The following is a 15,086-nucleotide window of genomic DNA, read 5'->3' as shown; positions in this document are numbered from 1 at the left end:
GGCACGGCAGTCCCGGCTGGTGGCCGGAACGCCCGGTCAGCAGCACGCCGCCGGAGCCCGTCGTGACGGGCCCCGGCGGCGTGCGGACCTGAGCGGTCAGTTCTTCGGCTGGCGACCGCAGACGAGGTCGTGGTTCTCGGCGGTCGTGTTGGCGCACCAGAGGCTGGGCCGCGCCGGCGGCACGAAGACGTACTCGGACAGCTTCATGTTGACCGGGACGCACTCCTGCTTGCCCTTGTAGGGCGAGTACTTGGGGCACTTCCCGTTCGGCAGCTGCTGCTGGTGGGCGCGGAGCGCGTCCAGGCCGAGGTCCTCGACGCTCGGGTTGGTGGACGGCATGAAGCGGTTGGCCGACCAGGAGGCGCCCATGGTGGCGAACAGGGCGGTCACGCAGATCAGGCCGGCGGCCAGCTGGGACAGCAGGCGCGGGGAGATCCGGGCGGCCCGGGCCGGGGCGACCTCCTGGAGCGTGCCGCGGATCCAGCCGAAGCCGCGCTCGTAGGTGAGCATCAGGCCGAGGACGGCCAGGATGATCAGGCAGTAGAAGATGATCCAGGTGGTGCGCGGGTACAGCTGGACGGCCTGGTTGTGCGCCATGTGGGAGGCGAACCAGAAGCGCAGCAGCCAGGCGCCGGCGAGGACGAAGCCGGCGGTGCGGACCACGGTGTTGCGCAGGCCGAGGCCCACGCCGATGCCCACGCCCAGGAGCAGCAGGATGCCGAAGCCGGTCTGGCCGGCCAGCTCGCCGGACACCGGGAAGTTGTAGTAGGTCTGCTCGCCGGCGCGGTCGGACGCCCAGCCCATCACGTAGGCCGGGTCGAGGTAGGTGTTGATGTAGGCGTAGCGGTCCACCGTCGAGGCGCCCAGGCGGGCCAGCTGGTACAGCAGCGGCGCGCCGATGACCGCGGCAGTGGCCAGCATGGCGCCGAGGAAGATCAGAGCACGCTTGACGGCGATCCGGCCGCGGCGCCACGGGAACAGCAGCAGGCCGAGGACGAACCCGCCCGGAGCGGCCCACAGGTACCAACCGGAGTACCAGAGGAACATGACGCCGAACACGATGCCGAAGCCGAGGCCGCGCAGTACTGCGGAGCGCGTCGTGAGCTGGTCGGCCCGGCGGATCTCGCGGAAGGCGGCGGCCAGCAGCGGCAGCAGGACGAGCATGGAGCCGTGGCTGTAGGGGCGGATCGGGTCGAGGAAGACGATCGAGGCCGGTACGGCGATGGCCATCGCCCAGAACGGACGCAGCATCAGTCGCCACGCGACGTAGGCCATCGGGCCGACCAGTGCGCTGAGGATCAGCTGCAGGTCCTTGAGGGCGTGGCCCACATCGGCGATGCCGTTGTGGAAGGCCTTGGCCCAGAGCGCGAGCAGGGCGGGGAACAGGGGCGGGTAGACCCCGGGCAGGCCCTTGTGGCGCATCATGTCGTTGGCCATGCCCATGAGGTTGCCGGGGTCGCCCTCCTGGCCGCCCAGGCCCCACGGCGTGCCGTTCAGGGCGACAGCGATGCCGCCCGCGACGATGCCGGTGGCCAGGCCCGCGAGGGCCGCGCACACCAGCCGCTGTGCGACCCGGTAGTAGCGCAGGGTGCCCCGGTAGGCGAGGAACAGCAGCGCCGCGAGGACGGGTATGCCGATCAGGGCCGCGTACTGCTGGACCTTGGCGAGGCCGCTGACCTGACCGATCCGGGTGACGGGGTTGACGCTGATGTGCGTACACAGCAGCATGAAGCCGAGGGCGACGACGACACTGACCACGACCTCCGCCAGCGGGAGGAACCAGCGCTTCTGCGTCCAGCGGTCGAAGCGGCCGCCCGACCGGGCCGTCGACTTCCCGTCGGACGGGGCGCCTTTGGCGCTGTCCGGCGTGCTGGAGGGGGCGCCGATGATGTTCGGTGCCAAATCCGTCATGTCACATCGCTTCCGTGAAGCGGCACTCTGCCGCAGGTCGGGCCGGCTCGGCAGGGCGAGCGAGGTCAGCGGGCATCGGCCGGGGACTCCCCGGCGACACGCGTCCCCGGCATGACCGACGGGACTCCACGTCCGACACGCTAGCAAACCGGCGTCTTGCCCCCGTCGGCTACTGGCTAAACGGGGATCGGTCGGTCAATCGCGAGGCGGCCGACGTACGGTGACCGGACCCCCGTGCATCCCGGAGGTCCCACGGCCGGAGCCGGACCGGGACGCCGGAAGATCGCTGGCATCGTAGTGTTCCGCGTCGCAGACCGTGAAGTCCAGCCCGGATACCCGAACCGACGATCCGGCCATCAAGACGGCCGGGACCCGGTCGAGGTTCACCGGAACGCACCCGAACCGACCTTGTGTGACTGACCTCACACCGACTTCGTCCGCACCGGCTTCGTCCACACCGGCTTCGTCCACGTCGCCCGCGATCTGGACGCCTCCTCCCACGAGCTCTGCCCCCGGACCCGCGAGGGCCCGGGGGCGGAACGACCGGTCGACGGCCTAGCGGCGGGCGGGCGCCACCCGGTGGGCCGGGTCGCGGACCTCGCCGACCAGCATTTCGAGGACGTCCTCCAGGGCGACCAGGCCGAGGACCCGGCCCCCCGGATCCGCCACCTGCGCGAGGTGCGTGGCGTCCCGGCGCATGACGCCGAGGGCGTCGTCCAGCGGGACGGTGGCGCACAGCGTGGTCATCCGGCGCCAGACCCGCTGCGGGACGGCCCGCTCCCTGTCCTCCAGGTCCAGTACGTCCTTGACGTGCAGGTAGCCCATGAAGGCGCCGCTGTCGGCACGGACGGGGAAACGGGAGTAGCCGGTGCGGACGGTCAACTGCTCGATCTGCCGCGGGGTCACCGCCGGGCCGACCGTGACCAGTCGGTCCGGTCCGAGGAGGACGTCGGTGACGGGGCGGCTGCCCAGTTCCAGCGCGTCCTCCAGCCGCTCCTGCTCGACCGGCTCCAGGAGCCCGGCCTGCCGGGAGTCCTTGAGGAGCCGGCCCAGCTGGGCGGAGGTGTAGACGGCCTCGACCTCGTCCTTGGGCTCCACCTTGAAGAGCTTCAGGACGAGCGCGGCGCAGGCACCGAGCGCGGTGGTGACCGGCCCGCACAGGCGGGCGAAGGCCACCAGGCCGGGACTGAACCACAGGGCGGTCTTCTCCGGGGCCGCCATGGCCAGGTTCTTCGGCACCATTTCGCCGATCACCAGGTGCAGGAAGACCACGGCGGCGAGCGCGAACGCGTAGCCGAGGGGGTGGATCAGGCCCTGCGGTACGTGGACGGCGTGGAAGAAGGGCTCCAGCAGCCGGGCCACGGTGGGCTCGGCGACCGCGCCGAGGGTGAGCGAGCAGACGGTGATGCCGAACTGTGCGGCGGCCATCATGCGGGGCAGGTTCTCCAAGCCGTGGAGCACCTGGCGGGCCCGCTTGGAACCGGCCGCGAGGGGCTCGATCTGGCTGCGCCGTACGGAGACGAGCGCGAACTCGGCGCCGACGAAGAAGCCGTTGGCGAGGACCAGCAACAGGGCGAAGAGGAGTTGGAGCGCGTTCATCGGGCGGCGCCTTCCAGCTCGGCCCGCTTCGGTTCGGGCACGGCCGCGCCGTCGGCCGCGGGCCGGTACGCACCGGCCGCGGGCACCGCCGCCAGCCGGACCAGCCGGACCCGCTCGGCGCGGTTGCGGCCGACGCGGCGGACGGACAGCTTCCAGCCGGGGAGTTCCGCGCGGTCCCCGGGGGCGGGGATCCGGCCGAGCAGGTCGGCGACGAGGCCGGCGACGGTCTCGTACGGGCCTTCGGGCACTTCCAGGCCTATGCGGCGCAGGGTCTGCACCCGGCAGCTGCCGTCGGCCTCCCAGGAGGGGCGGCCGTCCTCGGACGGTACGGCGGCCAGTTCGGGGGCCTCGTCCTCGGCGAGGTCGTGCTCGTCGCGGACCTCGCCGACGAGTTCCTCCACGATGTCCTCCAGCGTGACGACGCCGGCGGTACCGCCGTACTCGTCGACGACCACGGCCATCGGCTGCTCGCTGCGCAGCCGCTCCAGCAGCGGCTGCACCGGCAGGGAGCCGGGCACCAGCAGCGGGGCGACGCAGATCCGGCTCACGCTCGTGCGGTCGCGTTCGGTTTCGCGCACGGCGAGCGCGTCCTTGAGGTGGACGACGCCGGTGATCTCGTCGATGCGGTCGCGGTAGACGGGGAAGCGGGACAGGCCCGTGGCGCGGGTCAGGTTGAGCACGTCGGCCGCGGTCGCCGTGTGCATCAGGGCGCTGACCTTCACCCGGGGGGTCATGACGTGCTGGGCCGTGAGCTCGCCCAGCGAGAGGGTCCGGACGAAGAGGTCGGCGGTGTCCTGTTCGAGGGCGCCGGCCTGCGCCGAATGGCGGACCAGGGAGAGCAGCTCGCCGGGGGTCCGGGCGGACGCCATCTCCTCGGTCGGTTCCACGCCGAGCGCCCGCACGAGGCGGTTGGCCACGGCGTTGAGGCCGGCGATGACCGGACGGAAGGCGCGGGAGAAGACCTGCTGGGGGCCGGCGACGAAGCGGGCCACCTGGAGCGGTCGGGAGACCGCCCAGTTCTTCGGGACGAGCTCGCCGACGACCATCTGGACGGCGGAGGCGAGCAGCATGCCGATGACGACGGCGACACCGGAGACGGCTCCCTTCGGCAGGCCGGTCGCGGCGAGCGGCCCGGCCAGCAGTGCGGCGAGGGCGGGCTCGGCGAGCATGCCGACCACGAGGGAGGTGATGGTGATGCCGAGTTGGGTGCCGGAGAGCTGGAAGGACAGCTCCCGTAGGGCCTTGACCACCGTGCGGGCACGGCGGTCTCCGTCGGCTGCGGCGCGTTCGGCGTCGGGTCGCTCCACGGTCACGAGGCCGAACTCGGCGGCCACGAAGAAACCGTTGGCGAGGATCAGGGCGAAGGCCGCCGCAAGAAGAAGTAGCGGGATGGTCATGCCGCCGCCTCCGAGGGGAGGGCGGCGCGGGTACTACCGGACGATCCGTCCATTGCTGGAGGGAGTCACTCCTCAAGTCGCAGGTGCCCACGGGCCACGAGGTCCCGGGGCCGATGGGAGGGCGCACGGCTGCGCCCCGCCACCAGGGTAGTCATTGAGATCCCGGCCGCAACGGTACGCAGCCGTGGGGATCGGCCGACTCAGTGGTCGCCGGTGCCCGTTCCGTGGGTTTCGGCCAGGGTGCGCAGGGCTCGGGCGTCGCCGATCGCCTGCTGCTTGGCGATGCCCGGCTGGATGCCGAGGGCGGGCAGGCTGGTGCCGTCGCTGAGGTCGAGGAACACCCACGGGTCGCCCGGGCGGAGGTTGACCCGCAGGATCTGGGCCCACTCCAGGCGGCGGGTGTTGGTCAGGTTGACGACCGTGACGCCGGTCTCGTCCGCGACCACCTTGGGGCGGCTGAGCAGGACGAGTACGGAGCTCATCAGGACGGCGGTGAAGACGAAGCTGATCCGCTCGCCCGGGCTGAGGTTCTCCAGCAGCAGGGCGATCGCCGTGATGGTGACGAACATGGCGAGGCCGACGCCCAGCAGGACGACCCGGGTGCGGGTCGGCCGGAAGGTGACCGGCAGGGTGGGTGCGGCGGGCTGGGCGGCGGACTCGGCCATTGGTGCGGTGCCTTCTGGAGGTGGCGTGCGGGTCGGTGGGCGGCGTGCCGGGTTGCACGCCGGGCCCGAGGGACGGGCTAGAGGCGGCAGGCGTGGATCGAGGTGGTGAGGATCGCGCGCGCGCCGAGCTCGTACAGGTCGTCCATGATCCGCTGCGCTTCCTTGGCGGGGACCATCGCGCGGACGGCGACCCAGCCCTCGTTGTGCAGCGGGGAGACGGTCGGCGACTCCAGGCCGGGGGTGAGGGCGACCGCGCGCTCCAGGTGCTCGGCGCGGCAGTCGTAGTCCATCATCACGTAGCTGCGGGCCACCAGGACGCCCTGCAGGCGGCGCAGGAACTGCTGGACCTGCGGGTCGTCGGCGTCGGCGCCGTTGCCGCGGATGACGACGGCCTCGGAGGTGAGGATCGGCTCGCCGATGACCTCCAGTCCGGCGTTGCGCAGGCTGGTGCCGGTCTCGACGACGTCCGCGATGATCTGGGCGACGCCGAGCTGGATGGCGGTCTCGACCGCACCGTCGAGGTGCACGACGGAGGCGTCGATGCCCTTCTCGGCGAGGTGCTTGGCGACGATCCCCTCGTACGAGGTCGCGATCGTCATCCCGCCGAAGTCCTCGGGGCCCTTCGCCGTGCCGGGGGTGGTGGCGTAGCGGAAGGTGGAGCGGCCGAAGTTCAGCGGCAGGATCTCCTCGGCGCTGGCGCCGGAGTCGAGCAGCAGGTCGCGGCCGGTGATGCCGATGTCGAGCTTGCCCGAGGAGACGTAGATCGCGATGTCCTTGGGGCGGAGGTAGAAGAACTCCACCTCGTTCTCGGGGTCGACGACCACGAGCTCCTTGGACTCCTTGCGCATCCGGTAACCGGCCTCATGGAGCATCGCCGACGCCGGTCCGGAGAGTGAACCCTTGTTGGGGACGGCGATGCGCAGCATGGGGCTTCCTTTGGGGCGTGGATTACGGGTTTGCGGGCGGGTGTGCGTGCCGGGGTTCAGAGGTGCGCGTAGACGTCGTCGAGGGAGATCCCCCGCGCCACCATCATCACCTGGACGTGGTAGAGCAGCTGGGAGATCTCCTCGGCGGCGGCTTCCTTGCCCTCGTACTCGGCGGCCATCCAGACCTCGGCGGCCTCCTCGACGACCTTCTTGCCGATGGCATGGACGCCCTTGTGGACGAGCTCGGCGGTGCGGGAGGTGCTGGGGTCGCCTTCGGCGGCCTTGCGCTGGAGCTCGGCGAAGAGCTCCTCGAAGGTCTTGGGGGTCTTGTCAGCCATGATGCCCTTAGAGTACGGGCTCACCCGGGTGCCCCGGTGCCGGGGTTCACTCCTTGGACTAGCGCCAGGGCTCGCTCACGGTGCGCAGGGTCATGGCGGTGGCGACCGCGGCGGTGACCGCTTCGTGCCCCTTGTCCTCGTTCGACCCCTCGAGCCCGGCGCGGTCCAGCGCCTGCTCGTCGTTGTCGCAGGTCAGTACTCCGAAGCCGACGGGGACTCCGGTGTCGATCGAGACCTGTACCAGGCCCTGGGTGACGCCCTGGCAGACGTAGTCGAAGTGCGGGGTGCCGCCGCGGATGACCACGCCGAGGGCGACGATGGCGTCGTAGCCGCGACCGGCCAGCACCTTCGCCACGACCGGGAGCTCGAAGCTGCCGGGGACCCGGAGCAGGGTGGGCTCGTCGATGCCCAGCTCGTGCAGGGCCCGCAGGGCTCCGTCGACCAGTCCGTCCATGACCTTCTCGTGCCACTGGGCCGCGATCACGGCGACTCGGAGGTCTCCGCAGTTCTTCACGCTCAGTTCGGGTGCGCCCTTGCCGCTCACAGCTCTGCTCCTTGGTGGTTCGTGATGGGTGGGGTGGATGTGCGTACGGGTGGTGGTGCGTGCTTACTGGTTGCCGCAGGCGGAGGTGGTCACGGGCCCGTCCAGCCAGGGCAGGTCGTGACCCATCCGGTCCCGCTTGGTGCGCAGGTACCGCAGATTGTGCTCGCCGGCCTCCACCGGCATCGACTCCCGGCTGGTGACCGTGATGCCGTGCCGGACCAGGGCGTCGGACTTCTCGGGGTTGTTGGTCATCAGCCGGACGCCGTGCACGCCGAGGTCGGCGAGGATCTGGGCGCCGGCGCCGTAGTCGCGGGCGTCGGCGGGCAGGCCGAGTTCCAGATTGGCGTCGAGGGTGTCGCGGCCGCGCTCCTGGAGCTCGTACGCGCGCAGCTTGGACAGGAGCCCGATGCCGCGGCCCTCGTGGCCGCGCAGGTAGACGACGATGCCGCGGCCCTCGGCCTTGATGCGTTCCATGGAGGCGTGCAGCTGGGGGCCGCAGTCGCAGCGCTGGGAGGCGAAGATGTCGCCGGTCAGGCACTCGGAGTGGATCCGGACGAGGATGTCGGATCCGTCGCCGACCTCGCCGTGGACGAGGGCGACGTGCTCGACGCCGTCGACGGTGGAGCGGTAGCCGTACGCCGTGAACTCGCCGAAGGCGGTCGGCAGGCTGACCTCGGCCTCGCGGCGCACGGTGGGCTCGGCGGAGCGGCGGTAGGCGATCAGGTCCTCGATGGAGATGATCGTCAGGCCATGCTTGCGGGCGAAGGGGATCAGCTCGGGCAGGCGCAGCATGACGCCGTCCTCGCCGGCGATCTCCACGATGGCGCCGGCAGGGCGCAGGCCCGCGAGGCGGGCGAGGTCCACGGCGGCCTCGGTGTGGCCGTTGCGGACCAGGACGCCGCCGGGCTTGGCGCGCAGCGGGAAGACGTGGCCGGGGCGGACGAAGTCACCGGGCTCGGAGACCCCGTCGGCGAGGAGTCGCAGGGTGGTGGCGCGGTCGGCGGCCGAGATGCCGGTGGAGACGCCGTGGGCGGCGCTCGCGTCCACGGAGACGGTGAAGGCGGTCTTCATCGACTCGGTGTTGTTCGTGACCATCTGGGGGAGCTCGAGCCGGTCCAGCTCGGCGCCCTCCATCGGGGCGCAGATCAGGCCGCGGCACTCGCTCATCATGAACGCGATGATCTCGGGGGTGGCCTTCTCGGCGGCGATGACGAGGTCGCCCTCGTTCTCGCGGTCCTCGTCGTCGACGACGACGACGGGGCGGCCCGCCGCGATGTCGCGGATGGCCTGCTCGACGGGGTCGAGGCGGAAGGTCTCTTCGGGGATGTCGGGCACGGGCTTGAGGCTGGTCATGCCGTTGCTCCTTCCAGGGCCGGGGCGGGGTTGGTGCGGGAACGCTGGTACCAGTCGTAGGCGCCCCACAGCACGAGGGCGAAGTACACGACGTAGACGAGGCCGGAGAAGGCCAGCCCGTTGCTGAAGGCGAGCGGGACGCCGACCAGGTCGACGAGGAGCCAGGCGAACCAGAACTCGACGAGGCCGCGGGCCTGGGCGACCATCGCGACGATGGTGCCGACGAAGATGTACGCGTCGGCCCACGGGCTCCACGAGAGGTTCGGGAAGAGCGTGAAGAGGCCGCCGACGGCGAGGGTGCCGAGCGCCGCACCGGCCAGGAGGAGCCCGCGCTCCTTCCAGGTGGCGGTGCGCACGGCGATGGAGCCGTCCTGGGCCTGCTGGCGGCCGCGCTGCCAGGCGCGCCAGCCGAAGACGGCCACGCCGATGACGAGGAGCTGCTTGCCGACGCCGCCCGCGAGGTGGGCGGAGGCGTAGGCGGCGATGAGGATCAGGCCGGAGAGGAGCTGGGCGGGCCAGGTCCAGATGGAGCGGCGCCAGCCGAGCGCGAGCGCGGCCAGGCCCATCAGGTTGCCGATCATGTCGGACCAGATGACCTTCTGGCCGAAGACGGTGAAGGCCTCCGCGTTGAGCCAGTTCAGGGCGGTCACTGCTCGTCTCCCGCCGCGTGCAGGGGGTTCACGCCGGCGGCCAGCAGGCGCTCGACGTACTTGGCGAGGACGTCGACCTCGAGGTTGACGGGGTCGCCGCTCTGCTTGATGCCGAGGGTGGTCAGCGCGAGGGTGGTGGGGATGAGGCTGATGGTGAACCAGTCGGCCGCGGCCTCGACCACGGTGAGGCTGACGCCGTCGACCGTGATGGAGCCCTTCTCGACGACGTAGCGGGAGAGGTTCTTCGGGAGGGCGACCTTGACGATCTCCCAGTGCTCGGAGGGGGTCCGGGAGATGATCTCGCCGGTTCCGTCTACGTGCCCCTGGACCAGGTGGCCGCCGAGCCGTCCGCCGAGGGCCATCGGACGCTCCAGGTTGACCCGGGAGCCCTGGGTCAGGGCGCCGAGGCTGGAGCGGTTCAGGGTCTCCTGCATGACGTCGGCGGTGAACTCGCCGTCCGCGGTCTCCACGACCGTGAGGCAGACGCCGTTGACCGCGATGGAGTCACCGTGCTTGGCGCCTTCGGTGACGAGGGGGCCGCGCAGCCGGAAGCGGGAGGCTTCCTCGAGCTGCTCGACAGCGGTGACCTCGCCCAGTTCTTCGACGATTCCGGTGAACACTCAGTGCTCCTTGGTGGCGGTGGCGGTGGCGGTGGGTGCGGGGACGGGGACTGCGGTGATGCGGAGATCGGGGCCGATGTGGACGGCCTCGGTGATGTCGAGGCGCTGCGCGGCGGAGATGTTCTTGATCCCGGCGTCGGCGAGGGCCGCGGGGCCGGCGCCGAGCAGGGCCGGGGCGATGTAGCCGACGACGCGGTCGACGGCGCCGCCTTCGAAGAAGGCGCCGGCCAGGGTGGGCCCGCCTTCCAGCAGGACGGAGCGCAGGCCGCGCTGGAAGAGTCGGGTGAGCAGGTCGTGGACTGCGATGCGGCCGTCGTGCAGGGGCAGCCGGAGCAGTTCGACACCGGGCAGGTGCCGGGTGTCGGCGTCCTCGCCGACGACGAGCAGGGTGGGTGCGGCGTCGTCGAGGATGCGGGCGGTCGGCCGGAGCTCGGCGCGGGCGTCGAGGGCGATCCGCAGCGGCTGCACGGCGCCTTCCACGCCGCGGACGGCGAGGTGCGGGTCGTCGGCGCGCAGGGTGCCGCCGCCGACGAGGACGGCGTCGCTCTCGGCGCGCAGCCGGTGGACGTCGGCCCGGGACTCGGCGGAGCTGATCCAGCGGCTGCTGCCGTCCGCGGCGGCGCTGCGGCCGTCGAGGGTGGCGGCGTACTTCCAGGTGACGTGCGGCCGGCCCAGGCGCACGGAGGTCAGCCAGGCGGCGTTGCCCGCCTCGGCCTCGTCCGCGAGGAGCCCGGCCGTGGTGTCGATCCCGGCGGCGCGCAGGGTGGCGCCGCCGCCGCTGGCCTGCGGGTTCGGGTCGGATACGGCGTAGACCACGCGGGTGATGCCGGCGCCTGCGAGGGCCTGGGCGCAGGGCCCCGTACGGCCGGTGTGGTTGCAGGGTTCGAGGGTGACGTAGGCGGTGCCGCCGCGGGCGGCCTCGCCTGCCGCGCGCAGGGCGTGGACCTCGGCGTGCGGGCCGCCGGCCCGCTCGTGCCAGCCCTCGCCGACGATCGCGCCCGAAGCGTCGGTGATGACGCAGCCGACGACCGGGTTGGGGCTGGTGGAGCCGAGTCCGCGGGCCGCGAGCTCGATGGCTCGGCGCATGGCACGGGTGTCCGCGTCGGGTGCTGCGTGCGCGGCGTGTGTCGCCACCGGGTCCTCCTGCCTCATCGGGCACGGACTCCGGGGCCTGTCGGGATACGACAGATGAAGCGGTACAGCACACAGGGGACGCCGAGGCCGGAGAAACGGTTCGACCGGGCACATCCGCAGGGATGTGCCGATGAACCGCCGACGGCGGCGTACCGGTGACTGGCCCGCCGCGCACTGCCTCCCATCCGGACTTTAACCGTCGGTCCAGGAATCTCACCTGGTCAACCGGCCGCTGGCTGCGGACGGGTCGCGGACTATAACCGCCGGTTCGGAATTACACCGACCCCGGAGTGCGCTGCTACTGGTACTCCAGCCAGTCTGCCATGTCCGATCGGGCGCGATGCGGGTGATGCGGTGTGGCCTGGCTCACAGGGGGTCGGCACCGATGCGGACTTTGTCAAGTCGGACGGGATTGGTCCAGACCTATTGACGGGTTGGTCTAGTCCTCTTAACGTTCCCTTCAACTTCCCGGGAACGGCCCGTCAGATGTGCGCACGTCACGGGCCAACACGCTTCTGCACCACTCCTGTTGCTTCATGTTGTGTCCAGTTGTGTCCTGCATCCTCCCCTCCCCAGGAGGCACAATGCTGTCCCCCACACGTACGAGAGCGATGCTCCTGGCATCCGGCGCAGCGATCGCCGGACTCCTGGTGGGCGGGCTCTCGGCGGGCGTCTCGCACGCGGCCGACAACGAAGGCTGTCGCCCAGACGGGTTGTACAAGACCGCCGGCGTCGACGTCCCGTACTGCTCGGTCTACGACACCGAAGGCCGCGAGAAGATGGGCGCCGACCACCAGCGCCGCGTCATCGGATACTTCACCGGCTGGCGCACCGGCAAGGACGGCGCCCCCGCCTACCTCGCCAACAACATCCCGTGGTCCAAGGTCACCCACCTGAACTACGCCTTCGCCCACGTGGGCTCCGACAACAAGATCTCCGTCGGCGCGGACGGCGCGAACAACGCCGCCACCGGGATGACCTGGCCCGGTGTCGCCGGCGCCGAGATGGACCCGGCCCTCCCCTACAAGGGCCACTTCAACCAGCTGACGAAGTTCAAGAAGCAGTACCCGAACGTCAAGACGCTGATCTCGGTCGGCGGCTGGGCGGAGACCGGAGGCTACTTCGGCGACGACGGCAACCGGGTCGCCTCCGGCGGCTTCTACTCGATGGCCACGAACGCCGACGGCTCCGTCAACCAGGTCGGCATCGACACCTTCGCCGACTCCTCGGTCGAGTTCATCCGCACGTACGGGTTCAACGGCGTCGACATCGACTACGAGTACCCGACCACCATGAAGGACGCCGGCAACCCGCTGGACTGGCAACTGGCCAACGCCCGCCGCGCCGGCCTCGTACAGGGCTACGCGGCCCTGATGAAGTCCCTGCGCGAGAAGCTCGACCGCGCGGGCGCCGCCGACGGCAAGCACTACCTGCTCTCCGTCGCCGCCCCCTCCTCCGGCTACCTGCTGCGCGGCATGGAGACGTTCCAGGTCCAGAAGTACCTGGACTACGTCAACATCATGTCCTACGACCTGCACGGCGCCTGGAACGAGTACGTCGGCCCCAACGCCTCGCTCTTCGACGACGGCAAGGACGGCGAACTCGCGGCCGCCGGCGTCTACTCCACCTCCCAGTACGGCGGCATCGGCTACCTCAACACCGACTGGGCCTACCACTACTTCCGCGGCTCGATGCCGGGCGGCCGGATCAACATCGGCCTGCCCTACTACACCCGCGGCTTCAAGAACGTGCAGGGCGGCACCGACGGCCTGTGGGGCAAGGCGCCCGCGACCACCTGCCCGGCCGGCGCGGGCCTGACCAAGTGCGGCGACGGCGCGGTCGGCATCGACAACCTGTGGCACGACAAGGACACCAACGGGGTCGAGTCCCCGGCGGGCTCCAACCCGATGTGGCACGCCAAGAACCTGGAGAAGGGCGTCGTAGGCGACTACGTCACCAAGTACGGCTTCCCGGCGAACACCACGCTGACCGGCGCATACGTCCGCAAGTACGACTCCACCTTGGTGGCGCCGTGGCTGTGGAACGCGCAGAAGAAGGTCTTCCTCTCCACGGAGGACGAGCAGTCGGTGGCCGCCAAGGCCGACTACGTGATCAACAAGGGCATCGGCGGCACGATGGTCTGGGAGCTCGCGGGCGACTACGCGTACAACGCGGCCAAGGGCCAGTACGAGATGGGCGACACGCTCACCGACACGATGTACCAGAAGTTCAAGTCGGCCTCCCCCTACGGCGCGAAGAAGGCGGGCGCGACCGCGCTGCCCACCCAGGCCGTGGACATCAAGACGGAGTTCACCGAGTTCAAGCTGGGCGACTCCAACTACCCGCTCACCCCGAAGCTGAAGATCACCAACAACACGAACGCCACGCTGCCCGGCGGCACCGAGTTCCAGTTCGACTACGGCACCTCGGCCCCCAACAACGCCTCCGACCAGTCCGGCTTCGGCACGACCGTGATCAGCAGCGGCCACACCGGCACCAACGTCGGCGGCCTGAAGGGCGACTTCCAGCGGGTCTCCCTGAAGCTCCCGGCCTGGCAGACCCTGGCCCCCGGCGCCTCCGTCGACCTGGCCTTCAACTACTACCTGCCGGTGTCCACGCCCTCCAACTGGACGGTGAAGATCTCCGGCACCACCTACGCCCTCGCCGGCGACCTGGCCCGCGGTACGACGACGGTCCAGCCCGGCGGCGGCACCCAGCCCCCCACCACTCCCCCGACCACCCCGCCCACCACTCCTCCCACGACCCCGCCGACCACGCCTCCGGGCGGGACCTGCACCAACCCGGCGTACGCGGCGGGCACGGTCTACAACAGCGGCAACCTCGTCTCCCACAAGGGCCGCACCTGGAAGGCCCAGTGGTGGACGCAGAACGAAGAGCCCGGCACCACCGGTGAATGGGGTGTCTGGAAGGACCAGGGCGCCTGCTGACCCCCGCACCCTGATCCACGGACGAACGTGAGGACCCGGTGGCCCGGCGGCCACCGGGTCCTCGCTCGTTCCGCACGGACCCGGCCTCGTACGCTGCACCGGTGATCACACACATCCCCGCGTCCGACGCGGACTTCGAGGAAAACCGTCCCCGGATGTTCGGCATCGCCTACCGCATGCTCGGCTCCGCCGCGGAGGCCGAGGACACCGTGCAGGAGGCGTACCTGCGCTGGGCGTCGGCGGACCGCGAGGCGATCGAGCACCCCGGCGCCTGGCTCGCCAAGGTCGTCACGAACCTGTGCCTCAACACCCTCACCTCGGCACGGGTCCGGCGCGAGGCGTACGTAGGCCCCTGGCTCCCGGAACCCGTCCTCACCGGGGACGGCACGCTCGGCCCGCTGGAGTCCGCGGAGCAGCGGGACAGCGTGTCCATGGCCCTGCTGGTGCTGCTGGAGCAGCTGACGCCGGTGGAACGGGCCGCCTACGTGCTGCGCGAGGCCTTCACCTACAGCCACCGGGAGATCGCCGGACTCCTCGACCTCACCGAGGCCAACTGCCGCCAGCTCTACCGGCGGGCGGCCGGCCGGGTGGCCACGGAGCGGCCGACCGCGCCGGAGCCGCGCTTCGCACCGGACCCCGAGCGGTGGCAGAGCCTCGTGGAAACCTTCATGACGGCGGCGCGCAGCGGGGACCTGACCCGGCTGGAGGGGCTGCTGACGGCCGACGCCCGCTTCGTCTCGGACGGCGGCGGCGTGGTCAATGCGGCACTGCGGCCGATCCTGGGGCGGGAGAAGGTGGCCCGGTTCGCGATCGGGGTGCTCAAGAAGTTCGCCGGGGACCTGCCGGTCAGCGTCGCGGAGGTCAACGGGGTACCGGCGCTGCTCTTCGGCGAGACGGGCGTTCTTCTGGTGGAATTCGAGAACGGGCTGGTCAGCGGGCTCAGCACGGTGGTCAATCCGGAGAAGCTGGAATTCCTCCATCGGCAGCTGTCACATTCCTGA

General features: G+C 70.9%; 13 protein-coding genes and 1 riboswitch. Of the genes, 2 read left to right on the top strand and 11 right to left on the bottom strand.

Going from position 1 to position 15,086, the window contains the following annotated elements; genetic code table 11:
• Positions 1-96: 96 nt before the first annotated feature.
• The 11 genes from OG207_RS34760 to ribD form a co-directional block, all read right to left on the bottom strand.
• A complete protein-coding gene (locus tag OG207_RS34760; RefSeq protein ID WP_329104173.1) occupies positions 97-1,911 on the bottom strand; it encodes a hypothetical protein in 1,815 nt (604 codons plus the stop codon).
• A 555-nt stretch (positions 1,912-2,466) separates the two neighbouring features.
• A complete protein-coding gene (locus tag OG207_RS34755) occupies positions 2,467-3,510 on the bottom strand; it encodes a hemolysin family protein (protein WP_329104171.1) in 1,044 nt (347 codons plus the stop codon).
• Complete coding sequence (locus tag OG207_RS34750) at positions 3,507-4,907, bottom strand: hemolysin family protein (protein WP_329104169.1); 1,401 nt, start codon at positions 4,905-4,907, stop codon at positions 3,507-3,509. Before OG207_RS34750 ends, OG207_RS34755 begins: the two co-directional genes overlap by 4 nt.
• A 200-nt stretch (positions 4,908-5,107) precedes the next feature.
• On the bottom strand, positions 5,108-5,572 hold the full coding sequence (locus OG207_RS34745) for a PH domain-containing protein (protein ID WP_329104167.1): 465 nt from the start codon (positions 5,570-5,572) through the stop codon (positions 5,108-5,110).
• A gap of 77 nt (positions 5,573-5,649) precedes the next feature.
• The gene (gene hisG, locus OG207_RS34740; protein WP_329104165.1) at positions 5,650-6,498 is read right to left on the bottom strand and encodes an ATP phosphoribosyltransferase; all 849 of its coding nucleotides are present in this window, start codon (positions 6,496-6,498) and stop codon (positions 5,650-5,652) included.
• 56 nt (positions 6,499-6,554) lie between these two features.
• Complete coding sequence (locus OG207_RS34735) at positions 6,555-6,836, bottom strand: phosphoribosyl-ATP diphosphatase (protein ID WP_329104162.1); 282 nt, start codon at positions 6,834-6,836, stop codon at positions 6,555-6,557.
• 58 nt (positions 6,837-6,894) lie between these two features.
• Positions 6,895-7,380 carry a 6,7-dimethyl-8-ribityllumazine synthase gene (gene ribH / locus OG207_RS34730; protein WP_030775419.1) on the bottom strand — a complete coding sequence of 162 codons (486 nt, stop codon included), beginning with the start codon at positions 7,378-7,380 and terminating at the stop codon, positions 6,895-6,897.
• Positions 7,381-7,443: 63 nt separating this feature from the next.
• The gene (locus OG207_RS34725; RefSeq protein WP_329104159.1) at positions 7,444-8,733 is read right to left on the bottom strand and encodes a bifunctional 3,4-dihydroxy-2-butanone-4-phosphate synthase/GTP cyclohydrolase II; all 1,290 of its coding nucleotides are present in this window, start codon (positions 8,731-8,733) and stop codon (positions 7,444-7,446) included.
• Complete coding sequence (locus tag OG207_RS34720) at positions 8,730-9,383, bottom strand: nicotinamide mononucleotide transporter family protein (RefSeq protein WP_329104158.1); 654 nt, start codon at positions 9,381-9,383, stop codon at positions 8,730-8,732. The genes OG207_RS34725 and OG207_RS34720 overlap by 4 nt, the downstream gene beginning before the upstream one ends.
• Positions 9,380-10,003, bottom strand: a complete 624-nt coding sequence (locus OG207_RS34715) for a riboflavin synthase (protein ID WP_329104156.1) — start codon at positions 10,001-10,003, stop codon at positions 9,380-9,382. Before OG207_RS34715 ends, OG207_RS34720 begins: the two co-directional genes overlap by 4 nt.
• Positions 10,004-11,155 carry a bifunctional diaminohydroxyphosphoribosylaminopyrimidine deaminase/5-amino-6-(5-phosphoribosylamino)uracil reductase RibD gene (ribD, locus tag OG207_RS34710; protein WP_402696822.1) on the bottom strand — a complete coding sequence of 384 codons (1,152 nt, stop codon included), beginning with the start codon at positions 11,153-11,155 and terminating at the stop codon, positions 10,004-10,006.
• Positions 11,156-11,304: 149 nt separating this feature from the next.
• Positions 11,305-11,435: riboswitch (FMN riboswitch) on the bottom strand.
• A gap of 286 nt (positions 11,436-11,721) precedes the next feature.
• Here ribD and OG207_RS34705 point away from each other — a divergent pair.
• Both OG207_RS34705 and OG207_RS34700 read left to right on the top strand, forming a co-directional pair.
• Complete coding sequence (locus OG207_RS34705) at positions 11,722-14,085, top strand: chitinase C-terminal domain-containing protein (RefSeq protein ID WP_329104153.1); 2,364 nt, start codon at positions 11,722-11,724, stop codon at positions 14,083-14,085.
• 101 nt (positions 14,086-14,186) lie between these two features.
• The gene (locus OG207_RS34700; protein ID WP_329104151.1) at positions 14,187-15,086 is read left to right on the top strand and encodes an RNA polymerase sigma-70 factor; all 900 of its coding nucleotides are present in this window, start codon (positions 14,187-14,189) and stop codon (positions 15,084-15,086) included.

The organism is Streptomyces sp. NBC_01439, from assembly GCF_036227605.1.
Taxonomy (GTDB): Bacteria; Actinomycetota; Actinomycetes; order Streptomycetales; family Streptomycetaceae; genus Streptomyces.
The sequence above is the reverse complement of the archived record's forward strand: the minus strand, read 5'-3'. Positions and strand labels throughout refer to the sequence as shown.

Excerpts from the sequence above, each read along its gene's own strand:
- OG207_RS34725 (WP_329104159.1), bottom strand. The coding sequence starts at position 8,733 with ATGACCAGCCTCAAGCCCGTGCCCGACATCCCCGAAGAGACCTTCCGC.
- OG207_RS34750 (WP_329104169.1), bottom strand. The coding sequence starts at position 4,907 with ATGACCATCCCGCTACTTCTTCTTGCGGCGGCCTTCGCCCTGATCCTC.
- OG207_RS34760 (WP_329104173.1), bottom strand. The coding sequence starts at position 1,911 with ATGACGGATTTGGCACCGAACATCATCGGCGCCCCCTCCAGCACGCCG.
- OG207_RS34735 (WP_329104162.1), bottom strand. The coding sequence starts at position 6,836 with ATGGCTGACAAGACCCCCAAGACCTTCGAGGAGCTCTTCGCCGAGCTC.
- OG207_RS34705 (WP_329104153.1), top strand. The coding sequence starts at position 11,722 with ATGCTGTCCCCCACACGTACGAGAGCGATGCTCCTGGCATCCGGCGCA.
- OG207_RS34745 (WP_329104167.1), bottom strand. The coding sequence starts at position 5,572 with ATGGCCGAGTCCGCCGCCCAGCCCGCCGCACCCACCCTGCCGGTCACC.
- ribD (WP_402696822.1), bottom strand. The coding sequence starts at position 11,155 with ATGAGGCAGGAGGACCCGGTGGCGACACACGCCGCGCACGCAGCACCC.
- OG207_RS34755 (WP_329104171.1), bottom strand. The coding sequence starts at position 3,510 with ATGAACGCGCTCCAACTCCTCTTCGCCCTGTTGCTGGTCCTCGCCAAC.
- hisG (WP_329104165.1), bottom strand. The coding sequence starts at position 6,498 with ATGCTGCGCATCGCCGTCCCCAACAAGGGTTCACTCTCCGGACCGGCG.